We start from the raw sequence: 19761 nt of genomic DNA, 5'->3' as shown, positions 1-19761 counted from the left end.
TTATGTGAAAAATATACTTTATCCATTGCATAAATTCCATTTTAAAGTAAAAAGCCCTTTAAGGGCCTTTTACTAAGCAGAATAACCGATACTTGCTGTATGACCTCTCCTAGCTTCATCATGACTTGCTGTAACTTCAGATGTGAAATAACTCACAACACTTATCACACTCATCACCACGAATACAATGGATACAGTTTTAAATTTCATATAGACAGTCACCCCGCTTTACTTGAACTTGGAAATAAAGAATTTTTTCATAAAACAGCATTGCCTTGTCTTTATCTCCCAATTCATTATAATATTTTGCGGCATCTTTTGCTAAGTCTTCAAGGTCAGGATACATGGACTTCATCTCTAACCATTCTGAAATTTGTTCTAGTTGTTCAAAATTGTTGTCAACGTATAGTGATTTTAAAAACGTAAAGATACGTAACAGCACATGATCTTTCAGTTTTTCAGATAGTTCTATTCCGCTATGCAAAGCATACGTACCTAAATCCTGTTCGTTCTTTTTAAAATAGGCTTTTGACAACATCACGAGAGGGTCTAAAATCCGATTTAAATGCTCGTAGCCCCGCTCTTTAAATGCTCGAATCGAGTCATTAAAGTGAATAATTGCTTGTGCTAGGTCACCATGATGAAAATAGCTCAACCCTAAATTATAGAGCGCTGACCCTTCTAATCTTTTTGTTGAGTGATCGGCAACTTGTTCTAGTGCGCGTTCAAAATGTGGAATGGCTTTTTCGGGACAGCCCATATCGATATAGTTTAAGCCAATGACAAAAGAACATTGAATTTCTCTAACTGTGTATGTATCTTTTTCTCGGTAACATTCTATCGCCTGTGCGATATGGTGCATGGACATGTGGGTTTGTTTCATGTGGTAATAGATTTCAGCCATTTTGTAATTGAACTCGGCACGTTCAATATCGTCACTTACAAGGGTTAACTTTTTTTCTGCCCGCTTATAGAAGGTAATCGCATTTAAGTATTCGTAGTTCTCAAATTCATACATGCCGTAGAAAAAATTGAAGTAATATTCTAGCAATCCTGTTAATTTCTCTTGATCTTTTTTTATCTTCACTGCAAGTTCCCTGAAGTTCGCTCGTTCTTTCCCATTTTCTAAAGGATCCAAGTAATCTAGCATTAATTTATGTCTGAACTCCATGAGTGAGAAATATAATAATAAATCCTGATTTTCTTCCATATCATCAAGCATCGATTTGATTTCTTCTTTATACGCCTCGGCATCAGGAACATTAAATCTTTGAATATGATAATACCATTCATTGATTTTCAAGCCGACGTGAGAAGAAAGTACTTTTTTCATCCACCCCTACTCCTCCCTCTATTTTCCCTATAATGACATATATTATCATTTCATAAACCTTTCGACACCGAAAATAAACCGCAAAAAAGCCCCTTGTAAAGGAGCTAAAACATAAATGATCTTTCTTCATAAACAAGAACCCAGTATTCCGCCCCCGGTTCTCCTTCTTCTACCACTGCTTTCCAACCTCTTTTGTGATAGAAAGATAAAGCCTTGTGATTTTAGGAGATTCATTTGAGGGTGACCGGTGTTCCTAGAACTTCTATAGCATGTTGAAGCAATAGATCTCCAGCCCCTTGACCAGCCGCATTTGGATGGACAAACAAGAGATGAATAAAACGATCTGGTACATAGAGAGAAATGAAACCAAGGATTTTATTGTTCTTCTCGACTAAAAAAATTTGTTCCTCCTGGGTATCCTGATCAAAATCATGCTGATGTATTTCTTCCGTATGGAGCCAGTGAAAACTTTGCCGGCGGGATTCGAAATAAATGTCTCTTAATTGTGGATAGTCGATCGTTTTTGCTTCTCGTATAAGCATGTGAATCCCTCCAATTTCCAATTAAATAGGGCAGCCTCTAGACATAATGACCGAAATGCTTCCAGCGAGTAAAATTATGAGCTGGATCCTTCTTCACGTTTTCCCCCTAACTTCATAGATAACTGAACACCAATCATCAGCATCACGATGGCGAGCATTGCGAAAATAGCAGCTTGAAAATGTCCGCTGATATCGAAAATCAAACCGATTAAAAATGGACCAAATCCTCCCATGATGTACCCGCCCATCTGTGACATCGCTGACCATGTACCGGCTTCTTCTGGCGTACGCGTTTCAATAATAGGCAACATAAGCGCCAAAGGAAATAATCCACCTGCTCCAATCCCTAGAAAAATAACAGCTGGCAGGATCGGCATTGGCAATAGAAGGAATATGAGGCCAATCAGCTCTGACAAACTGCATAAGATCAGAAATAATTTCGGCTTTCCTAGACGATTGACGATGTTTGGAACGAGTAATGCCACCGGAATCTGAATGAGTGTAAATATCGTAAGCAGCATGGCGGCATACTGCGGACTATTCCCAAAATCAAGCGCAATGGGTGAAATCCACGCTGTTAACGAATAGAACATGCTAGACATAAAGCCAAAGAACAAGGTGAATTGAATGGCTTTTTTGTTTCGCAGCGGTAATCTCAGCGGCACATCTGCATGATCCGCTTGTTGGTTTTGACGAGCTAGACCGAGCCATAAAATCAGTGCAATAACGCCTAAAACCGCCCAGCAGGATAACGCAAGTGGAAGGTTATGCTCACTGCGAAGGTAAATCGGAATGGTCAAGCCCGAAGCAAGTGCAGCTCCAACTGTCATCGATATAGAGTACACACTGACAATCCCAGGACTTTTCGGGAAATACTTTTTAATAAAACTAGACAACAATGGTCCGGCAAAACTAATTCCAACTCCTCCTGCAAAAGCAGTCGTAAGAAGGATGGTAACCGTTTGACTTGTACCACGCAGTCCAGTCGCAATTGTGATAAGAAAAATCGAGAAAAAAAGAGTTCTCTCTAATCCAAACCGGCGGCTTAGTTTCGTTGCTACAGGGGCAAACACTCCCATGCACAAGACCGGCAAAGTGGTTAAAAGACTTGCCGTGAGTGCACTAACGCCAAGGTCTGATTGAATCATGCTCATCATAGAAGCTACGGATGTAATGATTGGGCGCAAGTTTAAGGCAGCTAAAAATAAAGCAGCTAAATAAAATATTTTTTTTATCAATACTCTTCTTCCTCTCTCATCTTGTTGAGGTTACTATGAGTATAAATCCGCTTCATTCATTGATCAATACAATAATTCGTATTATGATGATAGGAAAATACTATCATTAATGAAAGGATGGCATATGGATACTCGTCACATTACCTATTTTATGGCTGTATTCGATCATTTACATTTCACAAAGGCTGCAGAGCAACTAGGTATATCACAGCCTACATTAAGCCAACAGATTCAGCTGCTTGAAGCTGAAGTTGGGATGCCGCTTTTTGACCGAATCGGTAAAAAAGTAGTTGCAACTGAAGCTGGTACGCTTCTTTATCAATATGGCATGAAAATGCTTCAGGCTGAACGAGATGCCAAAAATGCTATGAAAGAACTGTTATCTGAACAGCGGGGCACTGTTCGGCTTGCCGTCCTCCCCTCTGATCTTGACTTTCAGCTTGTTCCGCTTTTTGTAGAATTTAAAACGCTGTATCCAGAGATCAACCTAAAGGCTTTTTCGACCATCTTTGTTCGTGACGAGGTGCTCTCACATAAAGTCGATATCGGAATTGGGCTGCGCGGGCCTGCGGATAAACGCCTGATTCAAATTCCACTTGGCGATGAGCCCTACGAATTGTTTGTTCATTCAGACAGTGAACTGGCAAAAAGGCGTGAAGTGACGCTAAAAGAGCTGACAAAACATGCACTGGTCATGTATCCAAAAGGCTATCTAGGAAGAGATTTGGTCGATGACGTATGTAAAGAACACGGTTTTGAATTGGACACGGTCATGGATGTTGGGTCTGCCACTTCATTATTGCAGCTGGTTGAAGCCGGTATCGGCGCCACCATCCAGCCAAGAGGGCTGTTAAAGCAACATTCAGCATGGCCTAATATTGTCTCTATCCCTATTTCTGCTCCTGCTCCTGTTCGGCATCTTGAATTAACGTATTATGCCGATCGATTTGTGACCAAAGCGCAAAAACAGCTATCTGAATGGCTAATAGACTTTTTTAAATCAAGAACAAACTAAAAAGTGAGGGTAACACATGAAGAATGCAAACAGCATATTTACAAGAACAAACCGGGTTGTGATTCGTCAGTTTGATCAGCAGGATATTGAAGCATTTTATCAATACCGATCAAATCCCTCTATTGCCACATTTCAATCCTGGGAAAACTACACGCACGAAGACGCTGAATCATTTGTACAACACCAAATGACGCAACAACCTAATCAACCAGGGACGTGGTTTCAATATGCGATTGCCTTATCTGAATCCAATCAGCTGATAGGAGATTGCGCCATTCATACACTCGGCAGCGAGCCTAGAATCGTTGAAATAGGATTTACACTCGCGCCTGAATTTCAAGGAAAGGGCTATATTCATGAAGCCTTGAATTCAATGATCGAATATATTTTCACTACACTGAACAAGCATAAAATCATTGCCTTTACAGATGTACGAAACGAAAAATCTATTCGAGTGCTGGAACGTTTAGACATGAGACGCGAAGGACATTTGCTACAAAATTATATGTCAAAAGGACATTGGGTCGATGAGTATCAATATGCGATTCTTCAATCCGAGTGGGCCGCGAAGCGTCATTAATCATTTATTTCCTATTCAAAATCCCTAAATAGGCGCTCCACGGTCCTACATCGGTTCGATATCGTTCCGCCATGACCCGAACAATTTGGGAGATATGGGTGAAATCATGGACAACCCACGCAGAAAGTAATTCGCTCACTTGCACGACGCCGAATTCTGGATGGACGCCCTTTTTCTCTAGATCAAGACTTGAATGTGTCATACGCTGAATGTATGCCACATTCTCCATCCGCACATGATGAAACTCCGCTAGTGCTTGTTCTATCTGTCTTTCAGTTTGATTCAAATGGGCGTAGCGGTCAAATGCAGGAAATGGGGTATTCTCTCCATCAGCAAGAATGACATTTAATCGAGGAATCCAGTTGAATTTCTCTGCTTCAATCAAATGTTCAATGACTTCAACGGGATTCCACGTTCCCTCCCCTTCACGACTGTGAAGCCAATCCTTCGATAAACCTGACAAAAGACTTTCTAATGTACGAGGAGTTCGACTCAACATATCTAAAGCTTCATCCAAATTGAAATTCATATGGCTGCTCCTTTATCAATTTTTCTTTATTCTAATGTTTTTTGATTAGATTGCAACTCTTACCGCAAAACAGATAAAGAAGAAAATAAAAGGTGCTTTTGATCAACCTTCTATATACAAATAGAACTTTTCTATAACACTCACCCTCCTTTCTTTTTTTATAATAGAAAAAAATGAAATGTGGTGATAGTGATGTCTACAACGATTGGGATTATGGGTGGTATGGGCCCTTTAGCGACGATTGATCTGATGAAAAAAATTATCTCTCATACACCAGCTATTAAAGATCAGGATCATCTCCATGTGATTGCTGATAATTATCCGCAAATCCCTGATAGAACCAATGCCATATTTGGAAAAGGCGAAGATCCTACAGAATATATGATTGCATCAGCTAAAAGATTAGAACGCGCAGGAGCGGACTTTATTCTGATTGCATGCAATACCGCTCACTTCTTTTTAGAAAACGTACAACAATCCACTCATATCCCTATCATGAATATGCCATTAGAAACCGCAAAGCACCTGAACAAACATCACTATACGTCTGTGGGCTTACTATGTACTGATGGCACATTAAAAACCCAGCTCTATCAAAAGGCTTGTGCCCATCACAAGATTGATGTCATGACTCCTAGTGAAACTCTTCAGAAAAACGTGATGAATGGGATTTATGCCGTGAAAGCAGGGAAATTGAGTAAAGGCGAAAGTGAACTGGCGTTAGCTGCAGAAATTCTAATCAATCAAGGAGCAGAAGCCATCATTGCCGGCTGTACAGAAATTCCTTTAGTTCTAAGGTCAACCAAAGCTGTGAAAGTGATTGACCCTACTGTCATTTTGGCGAAAGAAGCTGTAAAATTAGTGTATGAGCTTGAAAAGCTAAACATTTAAAGAACGTCATATAAGGGGATAACATGAATATTGAGAATATAGAAGCGTTTATTTATGTATGCCAACTAGGCAGTATCAATAAAGCTGCAGAAGCACTGTATTTAACCCAGCCTTCTGTATCGGCACGTATTCAATCGTTAGAAAAAGAATTAGATCTGAAATTATTTGATAGACAGAGAAATAAATTATCTCTGACGGAAAAAGGTGAACAGTTTTACCCTCATGCCAAAAAGATTCTCCATTCTTATCAAGAAGCAAAGCATAGTCTTAAACAAACGATGATCCCTTATGAATTGACGATTGGATGCGCATCCTCTATTTCCAATAATCTATTGCCTAACATATTGCCCGCCCTAAAAGAAAAATACGAAAACCTGAAAGTGAAAATTGTAACAGGACATTCAAAGGATGTTGTCCAAAAAGTGATTAACAACCAAGTAGACTTTGGCATTGTCAGGACTGAAACACATCCTCAAATTGAATCAATCCCGATTTTCAGCGATCCAATCGGGCTGTTCGTCCCAACTCATCACCCGCTCGCCAGCCATGGCAACATCAATATGAAAGAACTAGAAGAACAACCTTTTATTTTCTTTGACTATGGGTCATTTGATTGGTTGATGCTCCACCGATTATTTCAAAAAAACAACATCACACCGAACATTTCCATTGAGGTTGATCATATGGAAACTGCAAAAAATTTGGTGCTGCAAGGAATGGGACTATCGTTTCTTCCTCATCATTGTGTTAGAAATGAAGTAAAACAAGGAACATTAAAACAAATTTCAATCGATCCATCTATCAATTTCAACATCAATATTGAGTTTATCTATAAAAAGGGAAAATCCAAATCCGTTTTCATTGATCAACTCAAACAGTTTTTTCATGAATTAGATTAAAAAAAGCCCTTTTTGGGGCTTTTTTGGATTCGTTCTGATTGATCAGCTTTCGTTTGCCAACATGTATTCGGCAGATTCATGCATATCTTTCAATCCTGATCTCTGTGCGTACTCGGCCACAGTGATCGCACTTGTCGTCAGAAGTTCTATTATATGTTCATCCATTCCTGACCAAGTTCTCCCGCCTGCTTTTTCATACGCATGGATAAGTTTCGTTAATCCTTCTTTCCCAAACAGAAGTTGATGCGACAAAAAGTCGGCAGATACATCACCAATCCCCACTTCAGACCAATCAATCACACCGGTAACACATTGATTTTCATCAATCAGAATGTGGCCAGGATGCAAATCTCCATGCTTCACTCCCACAAAAGGCGGCCATAAAGAATCTTTAGCTAGCCATTCTTGCCAACGCTCCCATAAACCGCTGTTAATGGTGTATTGCGATTTGACACATTCCATTCGCTGTTTCATTGATCCTCTTAATTCATGTGCACTGATCATCTCCACACCGATCGTTTTAAAAGGCTGTTGATCTAAGGAATGTACATTCGCTAAAACTCTTCCTAATGATTCATAATAAGCTTGCGGTACATTCGTTTGGTCAAAACTCCACACATAAGATTGCTGTTCCACATCAATACTAGCTGCCGGTACCCCCTCTAATTGTTTATAAGCAATCAGATTTTCTGTAAAGATAGACCACTTAGGAACCTGAAAGTGAACCTGATTACTAATGTAATCTAATGTCTTTTTTTCTTGTAAGGTATGTTTCATTGATTCAGGTCTGCGAGGCATTCTTAATATCCATTGATCACCATGTAAATCTTCGACGTGAGCGACACGGAAATCCACACCTGATTCATTTATTTTGATGGTATTCTCTAAAATCTCTAATCCGTGATGTTTGACTAACTGCTTTAATTCCAGTCTGTTCATATCCATTCCTCCAATTGCTCATTTAGTCATGATCAATAGGCACCAAGAATATCATCACAAAACCCACAAACAGGCTACTTTATGTGGTCAGAGTAAACAAAGCTAGACATATGCCTTTCTTTGCATCATAAAAAACATACAAAAAAAAGACAGATCGATTAGCTGCCTCTTTTCTAGTGAAATTGCATACTTTCCCGCTGAAGATCATTAAAAATGTGCAGACTACCCCGTTTACTCCGTTTGATGAAAACAGAGCCTTTGAACATATGAAATTACTGATTGTTCAAAGTTTTCTGGCGTAATCTTCCTGAATGCATCATCTTTAACCATCCTCCTCTTTATCATATAAATTTACTATACTTTATTTAAATATGACTTTCAATAAGATGACAAAAAGAAGGATTTAAAATCATCAAACATCCTTTAAATTACATAAAATGAAATAATTTCATTTTTCTGTGTTATGATATGGCTATTGATTCTTCTGTCTAATATAATTTATTAAACTCAAAAACCCGATGTACTATGAATTTTGAGTGTATGAGAGACAATGAGAACAAATCAAATGTAGCTAAGTCATTTTTAAAAGGAGAATGGATATGACTCATTTAGAATTCGCATTCGGCTTGCTTCCAGTAAGTATTTTGATCGCTTCATTAATCGTCACATTGTTTGTACAAAAGGTTTATTTCATGCCAGTTGTGAGCTTTATCATTTTGCTCATTCTGACATTTACACTTTTTAATGTCTCTTTCTTTGGCTGGGCTGTTGTTTACACTTTGGGCTCATTCATTGCTTCATATATAGCATTATTCATTATGAAAATTTTAAATAAAAAGAGATCATAAACTACATTCGAAAAGCCCTAGAAAGGGCTTTTCATCTTTCACTATCGTTCTTTCACTGGATGAATGTCCCCTCCCAAAAAGGCGATATTCGGATCTCCACTATTTTCTAGAAATTCAGCCATTTCTTGCAGCTCTTGATTGATACGGTCATTCCTTGGCATATCTGGGTTTAACAGAAGGTTGGAGTGAATAGCAGTAGCTGTTTCATACAAGACATGTTGATCTTTTATCTGTTGAATGCACTGTTTCATGCGCAAGAAAAACCATGCAATCTCTTCAATGTCTTCCATCGGATAATGCGCTATTTTGAAGAGATTCTGCTGACGAAGGTCTCCTCTCTCAAAAATGTGTTCAAGCTCTTCTTTACTGATATATAAATCCGAAGCTTCCTCCTCAATCTCTATTACTTCAACCATGGCGTCGTCAGCTGTATATAACCGCTCAACAAATTCATCGAAACTATCTGCCAGCTTAAAATCTACTTCCAGCTCTAAATCGAAATAGTGAATAGGAGGATGTTCCTTCGTTTCTCGATAATCCATGGCGATCCATGTATCTTCTTCCCCGCTGATGAAAATAAGTCCCTCAGGCAGCTCCAATTCATCACTTAACTGAACACTATTCATAATTACATCATCTTTGGCGATTCCTCTTAGATGGTCGAATTGAACATGATCCTCTGCCCATGAATTCGGCCGTTCGGTTGGAAAAGCATTGCGAACTGTAAAACCACCATTCCATTCTAAAATGAGTTTTTTGTATGTATCAGGTAAAGTGACACCAAGCGTTCCCTCTGCTTCATGAATTTGTTCCTCATCTATCTTTTCTAACGTAAAAGGACTCTCTTCATCTTTCTCCCAGAATGATTTCAAAGTGGATGCCTCCTCGTATCTATCTGAGATAAGTATAACATTGACCAACTGTTCATTTACTCATTCTACTTCATAAAAAAACAGACTCTTAAAGTCTGTTTTAATCTTGTCTATACGTTTTCAGAAGTTGTATTTCGATCAATCATAGTCGTGTTTCGATATGATTTTTGTTCCTCCATTGTTGTATTCCGAATTGATTTTGTTTCAATGATTTTTAAAGTTTCTGCTGTTGAAACACTTAACAATACAATGGATACAATGATTAGGAGTCTTTTAATCACCATACAGACACTCTCCTTTTTGAATATCATTTTGAGCTTTAAGAGCCTTTCTATTCTGCTACTCTTTCCAAAAAGAAACCGTAAATAAAGAGCTCCCTCTCAGGAGCAGTGTGCTAAATACGCTGTCATAAACCATAACTCAATGGACTACTTGTGTGTCTGATTTTCTTCTAATAATTTTATAATCTTTTCATTAGATTGTTGAATATTTCTCTAAATCGATACCATGTTCCCTGTAAATCCTATCAATATAATGAATAAAATAATGATCATCCACATAAAATTGCCTCCTATGGTTGAATTAACGTTCTAATAGAAGAATAGCCTCTAAAATTAACTTCCTCAAATTTAGTACTATTATCAAAAGGTGCAGGAAAAGCAATGACTTGAAAATTCTTTTCCTTTTTCACTTTTGGCAATTTTATTTGATAAACATTTGTTTTTTCACTTTCTACAGATACATACATCACAGGTTTTCCATTGAATTTTTGTTGATCGAATTCCGAGAATGCGACTAAAGCATAATTCATTTTTTCTTTACTTGTATTATCCACTTGGAGATAGACCGGCATTTGACTTTTTGAAGTATACAGCACTTTATTTGAAACCTTTCCTGAAGCCATGAAAATTTCTTCTCCAGTTAATTCATCCGTTTTATATATTGGAGAAAATTCACTTCTAATATGATGAGATGAAGCTTTTTTTGTAATGAATCGCATAATATAATTTTCTTGTAAACCTGTCGCTATATCTATATGACTATCTTTCAAATGATACTTTGCTTCGGGAACAATAATAAACGCTATTTCTCCAACATCTTTTGGTAATGTCGCTTTGATTGGTAATGTCATCACCTGGTCTTTAGTCATCTCAAATGTGTATGATTTAGCTGGTCTATGATTATCTGCAGAAAATGCTATTTGATTAAAATTTGCTAGTAAGAATAACGTGTACTTTCTATCTGCGTCTATGTAGTGTGAGAAGGAAAGAACTTTGTTCATTTGGTTCTTCTTAATCAAACCGATATCTAGAGTATCAAGAAGCTTCCCCTCAGGTTCATACATACCATATGATACGGTCTCCGTTCCTGGTCCAGTAACATCCAACATTTCATCATTATAGTCTATATCGCCAGAGACTTTTCCTTGTCTGACAAATAAAATAAAAGTCATTAGTAATACGATGAAAATGGTTATGAATAAAATTGTTCTATGTCTCATCACGACTATTAAATTTTAAAAGTCTTTTGGCGACTAACAGTTTTATAACCACTATCTTTATATAAAGAGTTTCCAATCGCTCTACCTTTACATCCCCAGCCACCATCAACACCACCGGCAGCATTCGCTCCAGCATAATTTGATTTCTTCGCAGAATCGGTCTTGCTTTTAGAAAGTCCTCCATCTCCTCCATATAGTCGTGATTTTGCTTCTATATAATCAATTTTACCCTTTGACTTCGCTGTCGTTAACATGCTGTAGTTACATTGAAATATCTCGCCAATCAATCCACCAGTTTTTCTTAGTTTCCAATTCGTAACATAGTCAGCTTTTGCCGATTTTTTGTTAGTTGAATGCGATACAGAATCCGTTGAAGTATCCTCTGCAATTGTTATCCATTCAGTTTCATTTTTCTCAACAGTAGTTGCTGAAACAGTTGCAGGGAATATCGTGCTAGCTAAAAATATTGAAGACAGTAATAATGTATTGCTTTTTTTCATCATGTAAACCACCTTTATCAATTTTTAGAGTAAATACATATACATTTAATTCAATATAATGATTTTAGGATAGAGTGAGCATACATTTTTTCACATCCGACAAAATCACTGCTTTCTTCTATAAGAATCTCCCGCCCTTTTTACAGTTTCAAAATATTCCATTACTCCGTAGTTCATCACCTATCATTAATTAATTTAGAAGCTTACATGACAAACACTCAGAATCATTTTTCAGGCCTACTACTCTTGAAGACAGTTTCAAGCTGAAAATTTCTATACCCCTATCCACACTCCATCAATTCCCTTTATATTACATTTATTATCACATAATGGAATTTATAAAACACCGAAAAGAAACCGCAAAAATAATTGAGAAACAAAACATGATTGCCTTATTTGCAAACTAATAACTTCTTCATCACACAACAAATAAGCAGACTCGTTAAAGTCTGCTTTATGCTAACTTCTATAAACCATTGGAAACCTCTTGCAAATCACTCCTGACATTTAGGACATATCCAATGAATCGTCTAACCACTCTTCACAATGTTCAATAAGCCACCTCAAATATTCCACATATTGACCGGCATGATAGCCGTCACAAACAGCATGATGGACTTGAATCGCGACTGGCAAGGTGATTTTTTCTTCTTTCATCTTAAATTGACCTACCGTAAATATTGGTAGTAAATAAGTTATATCTGTAGATAAATTAAGGTTAAAAGAAGTAAAATCAATCCACGGCAGACTTGAAATATTGAACATGTTTTCTGGCATATGAGGTTTCGGAAATAGGTTATTACTTTTGCTGTAAGTGTCCATGTCCGCTACACAGCTTTTATAAAACCGAGCAAAGTTTTCGTCATAAGGCGTCCAGATACTTGAAAATGTCTTTGTTTCTTTATTTAAAATCGTATAACTAGGATGGAGAATCTCCCAGTAACCAAGTGCATCGTTCACTTGATCCATCCGAAACTCAGGAATTTGCTGCACAGCTCTTGCTAACAAATAAATTTGCACAGGATATACTTTTAGCCTTTTTTCTTTTAATATTGCATACAATTTTGTGATGTCTAGATCGATCACCAGACTATATGTGCATCGGGTTACCGTCATATAATGATGAAAGTGCTCTTTTCTCGGATAATTTTCATCTATTTGTTTAAACATTTTTTATCTCCTCCTGAATGTAATTGCTTGTATTCAGGAGGAAGCTTTATCTGTTTTTACCACCACGATCATCCTTTCAACCGGTAGGTTATGTTTCTGTCTACCACTACTCTAAGTTATAACGTTTTCATTCAATGGCTACCATAAGCTTAGCCTACGATAAAGCCTTCAGCAATTCTTCTTAAGTGATCTTGACTAACGTGAACTTTTCTAGTGCTCTATATCTTTCTCAGCTTACAAAGAAGATATAAAAATCCTGTAATTATTAACGATATACTGTATTCACTTCTATCTTTTCTGTAGAAGCTATTTATCCTCCTCTTCTTCTTTAATATCCCCCTCTGGTATTTCTTCGTTTTTAAGAGCAAAAAAGATATTCCTTTTTTATATTCTACGAATGATTTAAATTCTTTGCTAGTCATGTCTTTTCGTAATTAATATGTATATTATACCATTCTATCCTATAACAAATAACCTATTTACTTCATTTATTTACAAATGATAACATTATTTAAAGAAGGAAGAATATTTCTAACAACTAAAACAATTATTGAATTATTAATTAGTTGAAAGCTTAATCTAAAAAATATTCCAAAGTAGGAGCTTATTATGGGAAAATCAAGTACTTCCAAAGGTTTAATATTATCAATGGTTGCAGGAATTTCTGTTTTTATACTCTCACCTTTTGCAGAAGCAAATGCATCTAAAGCTTTTGAGAAAGAACAGTTCTATTCTTATTCATTTGTAAAATCTTCTTTTGATCAAGCAAAAGAGCCTACAATAGATGAAATAACACAGTATTGGAATTTAAATGAAGTAGAAACAGAAAAGTTCAAAAAAGCAATTAAAGGAGCTCAATCAAAAACAAATGGAGAAGCTATTACACACGGTAAATTCACATGGGCTATAAAAGAAATAAAAGAAGCTTATGATCAATTACCTACAAAACTGAAAGTAATGATAGGCGGTGTTACAGGGTTAGAAACAATTCTAATAACTATTGAACATTATACAGGCACTCTTGAACATGGTATTTATTTAGGTGCTCTTAAAGTTACTGGAAGTGAAAATGCAGCATGGTGGGTTGCTAAAACCATCATGTTGTTCGTTTTTTAAAATGTACTAAAACACACCTAGATGCTGAAACAAAAAGGAGGTTCTTGGTTAATGACACAGGAAAATAAAGCATCCAAAAGTTTGTTAATTACTTTACCCATCGCTATTATAGCTGTTGTCTTGATTTTAGGGAAAATTGATACACCTGTAACAAATATTTTATTTTATGTAGTAGCTTTCGGTGTAATGGGTTTAACTGTTTCAAGCTTAGTAAAAGACTACAAAAAAAAGAAAGATTGATTCTGTGCAGAGAGCCACTTTATGTAGCTCCCTGATTAAGAAAAACAGGTCAACGAACCACCACCTATTTTATTGTTAAATGGTGCACCTGTAAAAGTAGTGAGTGAAAGACTAGGATACAAAAGTATAAAAGTAACGCTTCAAACATATGCTCATGTACTAACTTCAACAGGCCAACAGATAGCTGATCAAATGGACGGCATTTTAAATTAACCACACTATATTTTCAGTGTGGTTTTTATTTTGGTAATGTTACCTTTTTCTTTTTGGTTTTAAAAATACAAAAGCCACTCTCGATTATCTCGAGAGTGGCTCTGTATCAACATCTATGATTCCGACTGGCTCGAACCAGCGAACTCTATCCTGTCAAGGTGAATGACCTCATCCGAAGCAAACAGACCTTCCCTGAAAAAGGCTGATTTAATAAGATTCTATGATGAGCCTTTCTGATAAAAAATGTGCATTTCTGAAGAGAGCTGAAAGGGTTCGTCCCCAATCCGTCCCCATAAAAAACAGACCATGCAGGGTCTGTTTTAATTTTGCCTATACGTTTTGAGAAGTTGTGTTTCGATCGATCATAGTCGTGTTTCGATCGATTTTTTGTATTTGTATCGATGTTGTGTTTCGATCAGTTGCAATAGTGTACACTCCTGCAGCTGCAACCACAGTAAGAGCAATCATCTTAAAACCCTTCTTAAAACTCATACAAACAATCCCCTCTCTGAATTTTGAGTTGTGTTTCTAATACCTTTTGATAAGCAGCTGTTGCTTCTTCAAATTGACCTTTTTTCCCATACTCATCTGCATACACTATATAGCATGCCTCAGCGTAAGCGAAAAGCTGTTTCTGTTCTAGATACTGAAATACTTCGGCCAGCTGCTCCTCATTTATATTATTAACATAAACCGCTTCTAAGAAGTTAAATAGATTTTCATAAAGCTTATTAGGGGCTTCCTTAAGTATATTAGTTCCTTGTTTTAAAGATGCTTCTCCTTCTTTAAGTCTTCCTGCTTTAAATTGCGTACAGCTAATCGCAAAATACAATTTTGTAAGAAGCTCAGAATCATCATCTGCCTTTAGAATAGCCTTCTCAAAATAATTGATTGCTTCATCCCATTGACCGTCTCTATCAAATGTATGGCCAATATTCAAAAATGCTTTAGTTAGGATTTTTTGATCTCCAATTTCCTCTGCTATTTTAATTGCATTCTTTAGATGAGGAATTGATTTATCATGTCGAGCCAAATCATCATAATTTCCTGCTATGACAAATAAACATTGAATTTTTCTTACTTTATACAGATCATATTGATCGTAGATTTCCAGAGCTTTTAAAATATGATGCATCGAGACGTGGGTTTGTTTCATAATATAGTAAGCTTCAGCCACCTTGAAATGAAATTCAGCTTGTTCAATTTCATCTATAACTAGCGTAAGTTGTTTCTCCGCCATTTTATAGTATTGGATGGCCTGTACATATTCTTTTATACTGAACTCGTACATCCCACGAAAAAAAGCGTTGTAATACTGCAGCATGCCGGACAATTTATGATTGGAGTTTTCTATTTTATCAACTAAGTCTGCAATGGATAAAGAGCGTTGATCAGAGGGCTTAATATAATCAAGCATAAGCTGATGACGAAAGCACATCAATTGATAGTAAATCAGTAAATCCTGGTCTTCTTCCATTCGTTCAATTTCTTGTTCTACCTCAGCTTTCAAAATCTCTGCATCTGGAACACTAAATTGACGAATCATTTTATACCATTCATTTATTTTCACACCAACATGTGAAGAAAGAACCTTCTCCATCCCCTTACTCCCCTTCTACAAGATTTCCTTATATTACATTTATTATGACATACAGAAATTTACAAGACACCGAAAAGAAACCGCAAAAAGAACCATTGTACATCAATAAACCTTTGGCACATGTCTTTATCATCACAAAACTAAAAGGCAGACTCATTTCAGTCTGCCTTCATCTTCTAGATTTCCATGAGAATACCTTTTGTCTTCAGGTAATTTGCATTGAATCTAGCCTTTTTTCTTTTAATATTGCATACAATTTCGTGATGTCTAGATCGATCACCAGACTATATGAGCATCGGGTTACCGTCATATAATGTCATATAATGATGAAAGTGCTCTTTTCTCGGATAATTTTCATCTATTTGTTTAAACATTTTTTATCTCCTCCTGAATGTAATTTCTTGTATTCAGGAGGAAGCTTTATCTGTTTTTACCACCACAATCATCCTTTCAAAAGATATATCATGTTTCTGTCTATTCAAAGACTACCATGACCTTTACCTACGTTAAAGCCTGCAGCAACTCTTCGTAAGTTATCTTGCCCAACGTGAATTTTTCTAGTGCTATATATGTATTCTCCGCTGAGGTATTCATTCTATTATGACAGTCATTCACTAGCTCATGTTCATTTGGTAATGGTTCATGTATATGTTCTGTTTTTCGAAATGCTTCATAGTATCTTATACCAAATATTCTTTGGGACAACGCATTAATGTGAATTCCGTCCGGATTAGGTATAAGGCCTTTCGTAGTAACATAATAACAATTTTCATGATGATTTGCATATATTTGTAGTACCTCATTGATCAGTTGATATTCCACACATCCTGAGCCAAATGCTGTCTTTCCTAAGAAATCGCCCAAACCACCTATCACAAGCGGAATGTTAGGTACAGATAATTCAGTTCTTAGCTCATGAAATAATCTTCTTATTTTTTCATCGTATTCTTTGTATTTCCCATCTTGGCTGTCACTTTCTCCTTGATGCCATAATATCCCGGCCAATTCGCTATCTTCCTTTGCAAATGTAGCTTCATTTATTGCATGACGAAATAATGCCCCATCTCGTGACCACTCATCAATGGAACTGCCACCTTCGGCACATGGGATAAGACCAATTTTTTCTCCCTCATGATCCTTACACCAAGTCTCCGCGAAGGAAGCCGCCAGTCCTACACCAGCTACCGGTCTATCAAAATGAATCGGTTCAGTCATCATTTGCCATCTTCCATTTCGCAGCATCATGATTCTTTCATTATAAATTGGCGGCACTTCATGCTTAAAGCCTCGACCCGCCATATTTGATTGTCCAATTAGTAAAAATGACTTCATATTTTTCTCCCCCTCTCTTTATTTTTCATATTTTTGTTGAAAGAACAGTAAACAGCAATTACTTAGGGTAAGATCCTGATGCATCTATCAATCAGGTGGATCGACTATGATCAATCCACTTAAACCATTTTAACAAGAAGAAATCTCTTGTCCATGTTGTCATATGGGCTTACGTTAAACTTGTGAAAAAAACATATTCATGTATAATACAATTGATGTATCATACATGAATTTTAGGAGGGTGACCTTTTTGAAAAGAGAAGATGCCTTAAAACTAAGATCAGATATTAAAAAAATGATTATAATAACTGGGGTTTTTGAATCTCAAAATTTGCCCAATGGACCATTTGAAAAACCTCTACCAACCTCTCAAATGATGGCGTTAGAGGAAATAGAGATGGAAAAATTAACTGTTTGGCAACTATCCAATAAACTTAGATTAGAGACTTCAACTGTAAGTAGATTGGTAGATAAGTTAGTAAAAAAGGGACTTGTTTATCGTGAAGTAAATGAAGAAAACAGAAGAGAACTTTTTCTGCACCTCACAGAAAGAGGCCACATTACTGTTAATCGCTTAAGAGAACAATCCCTTACATTTTATCAACGTATCCTCAATAATTTATCAGAATCAGAACAAAAAATAGTTGTGGATGGTTTTGAATTATTTATTGATTCTATTTCTAAGTCTTTTGATTAGAGTGAGGTAAATCATACCCTTTGGAGGATAAAATGAGTTTGGATTTTGAACGTCCTATTATTGAATTAAAAGAGAAATTTGATGAATTAAAGAAAATGATGGAAGAACATAATGTAGATTTATCATCAGAAATTCAAGAATTAGAAAAACGTTTAAATAAAATGCAAGATGAAATTTATTCTAATATTACACCTTTTCAACGAGTTCAAATTGCAAGGCTACGTAACCGGCCCACGACATTGGATTATATACCTTTATTGTTTACAAACTTTCTAGAACTTCATGGTGATCGATTATATGGTGATGATCAAGCAATGATAGGTGGTATTGCAAAATTTAAAGGGATGCCCGTTACGGTTATTGGTCATCAAAGAGGGAGAAGTACAAAGGAAAATATAGAAAGAAATTTTGGAATGTCACATCCAGAAGGATATAGAAAAGCGCTAAGACTGATGAAACAAGCTGATAAATTTAATCGCCCTATTATTACATTTATTGATACAATTGGCGCCTATCCAGGCAAAGGGTCTGAAGAACGTGGAATTTCTGAAGCGATAGCTCGAAATCTATTGGAAATGGCTACACTTAAAGTGCCAATTGTTTGTATTGTAATTGGAGAGGCATCAAGTGGTGGAGCTCTTGGTATTAGTGTCGGTAATCATATCCATATGTTAGAGTATTCATGGTACTCGGTCATTTCGCCAGAAGGAGCAGCATCTATCCTATGGAAGGACGCTAAGTATGCTCCAGAAGCTGCTGAACATATGAAAATTTCAGCAAAAGATTTACAGCATTTAGGAATTATTGATGAAATCATTCCTGAAATTAAGGGTGGAGCACAAAATGATATAAAATCACAAGCAAAATTGATTGAATCTGCAATCGAATCATCTCTTAAAAAATTGATACGATTATCCTCGGAAAAACTTATACAACAGCGGTATGACAAGTATAGACAAATAGAGAATTATAAATGAAAATACTTAAAACCGTATTACATTTCTGAGAATTCTTACTAAAAAGTTCTAGATATTTTGTAAGTAACCTCTTAAACTGGATATGCTGATACTATTAAAAGTGTGCGATCGGTATGGAAAAGGGATTTTTTGATTCTAAAAATACTGAGAAACAATCTGGTGGATAAAATTCGCCCCCAATTCGCCCCCAATCAAAAGAAACAGAACAAACATTTGTTACCGACAATCAAAAAACCCTTGCTAGGCAAGGGTTTCAACGATGATTCCGACTGGGCTCAAACCAGCGACCTCTATCCTGTCAAGGTAGATATGTAGATCCTGTGATTATCACCGATATCCTCTGGTGTTCCTTCGTATTTTTTAAAAACCGAAAAAAATGTTACCTTTTTTATTACTTTTTTATACACCTGTTTTAAGCTTTATCACCATTAATATATTTCACTAACATAGCTGCTGCGTACATAAAGAATGCAGCGATTAAACCATTCACCATACTTCCAAAAACTACAATCAAAATCTGTCCTGCGTAATCTGTCCATGTTTTATCAGGAAATACAGCAATGTTCCATATACTCACCAGCATATAGAATCCAGTCACAACGATAAACGTCCAAACAACTAACTTTGATTTGAGCATTTAACGACAATCCTCCAATATCCATTTTCTTCTATGATAACATGAGTTCTTTTAAAATCCTCAATCAATTCACCTTGTTTAGACAAAGACGC

Annotated in this window: 22 protein-coding genes and 2 pseudogenes; 9 read left to right on the top strand and 15 right to left on the bottom strand. The window is 36.5% G+C overall.

Features of this window, described 5'->3' with window-relative positions:
- Positions 1 to 199: 199 nt before the first annotated feature.
- From NST73_RS06080 to NST73_RS06070, 3 genes and pseudogenes are all read right to left on the bottom strand, one after another.
- Positions 200 to 1333, bottom strand: coding sequence for a tetratricopeptide repeat protein (locus NST73_RS06080; protein ID WP_096881305.1), 1134 nt, complete (start codon positions 1331 to 1333; stop codon positions 200 to 202).
- A gap of 104 nt (positions 1334 to 1437) precedes the next feature.
- A pseudogene (locus NST73_RS06075) lies at positions 1438 to 1875 on the bottom strand (GNAT family N-acetyltransferase).
- A gap of 74 nt (positions 1876 to 1949) precedes the next feature.
- A complete protein-coding gene (locus tag NST73_RS06070) occupies positions 1950 to 3110 on the bottom strand; it encodes an MFS transporter (RefSeq protein WP_327861973.1) in 1161 nt (386 codons plus the stop codon).
- A gap of 112 nt (positions 3111 to 3222) precedes the next feature.
- Between NST73_RS06070 and NST73_RS06065 the strand changes: the two genes are divergently transcribed.
- Complete coding sequence (locus tag NST73_RS06065; RefSeq protein ID WP_019743043.1) at positions 3223 to 4128, top strand: LysR family transcriptional regulator; 906 nt, start codon at positions 3223 to 3225, stop codon at positions 4126 to 4128.
- A 16-nt stretch (positions 4129 to 4144) separates the two neighbouring features.
- Positions 4145 to 4708, top strand: coding sequence for a GNAT family protein (locus tag NST73_RS06060; RefSeq protein WP_035700391.1), 564 nt, complete (start codon positions 4145 to 4147; stop codon positions 4706 to 4708).
- A gap of 4 nt (positions 4709 to 4712) precedes the next feature.
- Here the strand turns inward: NST73_RS06060 and NST73_RS06055 are convergent, their stop codons facing one another.
- Positions 4713 to 5237 (bottom strand): DinB family protein, encoded by a 525-nt coding sequence (locus NST73_RS06055; RefSeq protein ID WP_079919373.1) that lies wholly within the window; start codon positions 5235 to 5237, stop codon positions 4713 to 4715.
- A gap of 192 nt (positions 5238 to 5429) precedes the next feature.
- Between NST73_RS06055 and NST73_RS06050 the strand changes: the two genes are divergently transcribed.
- The gene (locus NST73_RS06050; protein WP_047945578.1) at positions 5430 to 6128 is read left to right on the top strand and encodes an amino acid racemase; all 699 of its coding nucleotides are present in this window, start codon (positions 5430 to 5432) and stop codon (positions 6126 to 6128) included.
- A gap of 23 nt (positions 6129 to 6151) precedes the next feature.
- Positions 6152 to 7027 (top strand): LysR family transcriptional regulator, encoded by an 876-nt coding sequence (locus tag NST73_RS06045; protein ID WP_008348346.1) that lies wholly within the window; start codon positions 6152 to 6154, stop codon positions 7025 to 7027.
- 42 nt (positions 7028 to 7069) lie between these two features.
- Here the strand turns inward: NST73_RS06045 and NST73_RS06040 are convergent, their stop codons facing one another.
- Complete coding sequence (locus NST73_RS06040) at positions 7070 to 7966, bottom strand: macrolide 2'-phosphotransferase (protein ID WP_072367645.1); 897 nt, start codon at positions 7964 to 7966, stop codon at positions 7070 to 7072.
- A gap of 599 nt (positions 7967 to 8565) precedes the next feature.
- Between NST73_RS06040 and NST73_RS06035 the strand changes: the two genes are divergently transcribed.
- Positions 8566 to 8814, top strand: coding sequence for a DUF2651 family protein (locus NST73_RS06035; protein WP_039168808.1), 249 nt, complete (start codon positions 8566 to 8568; stop codon positions 8812 to 8814).
- A 41-nt stretch (positions 8815 to 8855) separates the two neighbouring features.
- Here NST73_RS06035 and NST73_RS06030 read toward each other — a convergent pair whose 3' ends face one another.
- The 5 genes from NST73_RS06030 to catA form a co-directional block, all read right to left on the bottom strand.
- Positions 8856 to 9686, bottom strand: coding sequence for an SMI1/KNR4 family protein (locus tag NST73_RS06030; RefSeq protein ID WP_342499461.1), 831 nt, complete (start codon positions 9684 to 9686; stop codon positions 8856 to 8858).
- A 110-nt stretch (positions 9687 to 9796) separates the two neighbouring features.
- Complete coding sequence (locus NST73_RS06025; RefSeq protein ID WP_216894933.1) at positions 9797 to 9970, bottom strand: RapH phosphatase inhibitor; 174 nt, start codon at positions 9968 to 9970, stop codon at positions 9797 to 9799.
- A 287-nt stretch (positions 9971 to 10257) separates the two neighbouring features.
- On the bottom strand, positions 10258 to 11139 hold the full coding sequence (locus tag NST73_RS06020; RefSeq protein ID WP_342495374.1) for a hypothetical protein: 882 nt from the start codon (positions 11137 to 11139) through the stop codon (positions 10258 to 10260).
- A 56-nt stretch (positions 11140 to 11195) separates the two neighbouring features.
- Complete coding sequence (locus NST73_RS06015) at positions 11196 to 11690, bottom strand: hypothetical protein (RefSeq protein ID WP_342499460.1); 495 nt, start codon at positions 11688 to 11690, stop codon at positions 11196 to 11198.
- 504 nt (positions 11691 to 12194) lie between these two features.
- Complete coding sequence (gene catA / locus NST73_RS06010; RefSeq protein ID WP_342499459.1) at positions 12195 to 12857, bottom strand: type A chloramphenicol O-acetyltransferase; 663 nt, start codon at positions 12855 to 12857, stop codon at positions 12195 to 12197.
- Between the two features lie 609 nt (positions 12858 to 13466).
- Here catA and NST73_RS06005 point away from each other — a divergent pair.
- Together NST73_RS06005 and NST73_RS06000 are read left to right on the top strand one after the other, a co-directional pair.
- A complete protein-coding gene (locus NST73_RS06005) occupies positions 13467 to 13973 on the top strand; it encodes a hypothetical protein (protein WP_342499458.1) in 507 nt (168 codons plus the stop codon).
- A 51-nt stretch (positions 13974 to 14024) separates the two neighbouring features.
- Positions 14025 to 14213, top strand: coding sequence for a hypothetical protein (locus tag NST73_RS06000; protein WP_045035248.1), 189 nt, complete (start codon positions 14025 to 14027; stop codon positions 14211 to 14213).
- Between the two features lie 543 nt (positions 14214 to 14756).
- Here NST73_RS06000 and NST73_RS05995 read toward each other — a convergent pair.
- The 4 genes and pseudogenes from NST73_RS05995 to NST73_RS05980 all read right to left on the bottom strand — a co-directional run bounded on the left by NST73_RS05995 (position 14757) and on the right by NST73_RS05980 (position 17358).
- A complete protein-coding gene (locus tag NST73_RS05995) occupies positions 14757 to 14918 on the bottom strand; it encodes a RapH phosphatase inhibitor (RefSeq protein WP_178930054.1) in 162 nt (53 codons plus the stop codon).
- Entirely contained in the window at positions 14908 to 16026 is a 1119-nt protein-coding gene (locus tag NST73_RS05990; RefSeq protein ID WP_342473996.1) for a Rap family tetratricopeptide repeat protein, read from the bottom strand. Before NST73_RS05990 ends, NST73_RS05995 begins: the two co-directional genes overlap by 11 nt.
- Positions 16027 to 16252: 226 nt before the next feature.
- Positions 16253 to 16400 (bottom strand): annotated as a pseudogene (locus tag NST73_RS05985) (CatA-like O-acetyltransferase); the annotation flags it as partial.
- Positions 16401 to 16527: 127 nt separating this feature from the next.
- Positions 16528 to 17358, bottom strand: coding sequence for a sialate O-acetylesterase (locus tag NST73_RS05980; protein WP_342499457.1), 831 nt, complete (start codon positions 17356 to 17358; stop codon positions 16528 to 16530).
- 250 nt (positions 17359 to 17608) lie between these two features.
- Here NST73_RS05980 and NST73_RS05975 point away from each other — a divergent pair, with 250 nt between their 5' ends.
- Together NST73_RS05975 and NST73_RS05970 are read left to right on the top strand one after the other, a co-directional pair.
- The gene (locus NST73_RS05975) at positions 17609 to 18055 is read left to right on the top strand and encodes a MarR family transcriptional regulator (RefSeq protein ID WP_072367639.1); all 447 of its coding nucleotides are present in this window, start codon (positions 17609 to 17611) and stop codon (positions 18053 to 18055) included.
- A 32-nt stretch (positions 18056 to 18087) separates the two neighbouring features.
- Positions 18088 to 19032, top strand: coding sequence for an acetyl-CoA carboxylase carboxyltransferase subunit alpha (locus NST73_RS05970; RefSeq protein WP_342499456.1), 945 nt, complete (start codon positions 18088 to 18090; stop codon positions 19030 to 19032).
- Between the two features lie 412 nt (positions 19033 to 19444).
- On the opposite strand, the gene NST73_RS05965 is transcribed toward NST73_RS05970, so the two are convergent.
- Entirely contained in the window at positions 19445 to 19669 is a 225-nt protein-coding gene (locus tag NST73_RS05965; protein ID WP_017359644.1) for a hypothetical protein, read from the bottom strand.
- Positions 19670 to 19761: the final 92 nt, after the last annotated feature.

This window comes from Bacillus sp. FSL W7-1034, from assembly GCF_038593365.1.
Classification (GTDB): Bacteria; Bacillota; Bacilli; order Bacillales; family Bacillaceae; genus Bacillus; species Bacillus altitudinis.
This window is presented reverse-complemented; position numbering and strand designations above follow the sequence as displayed.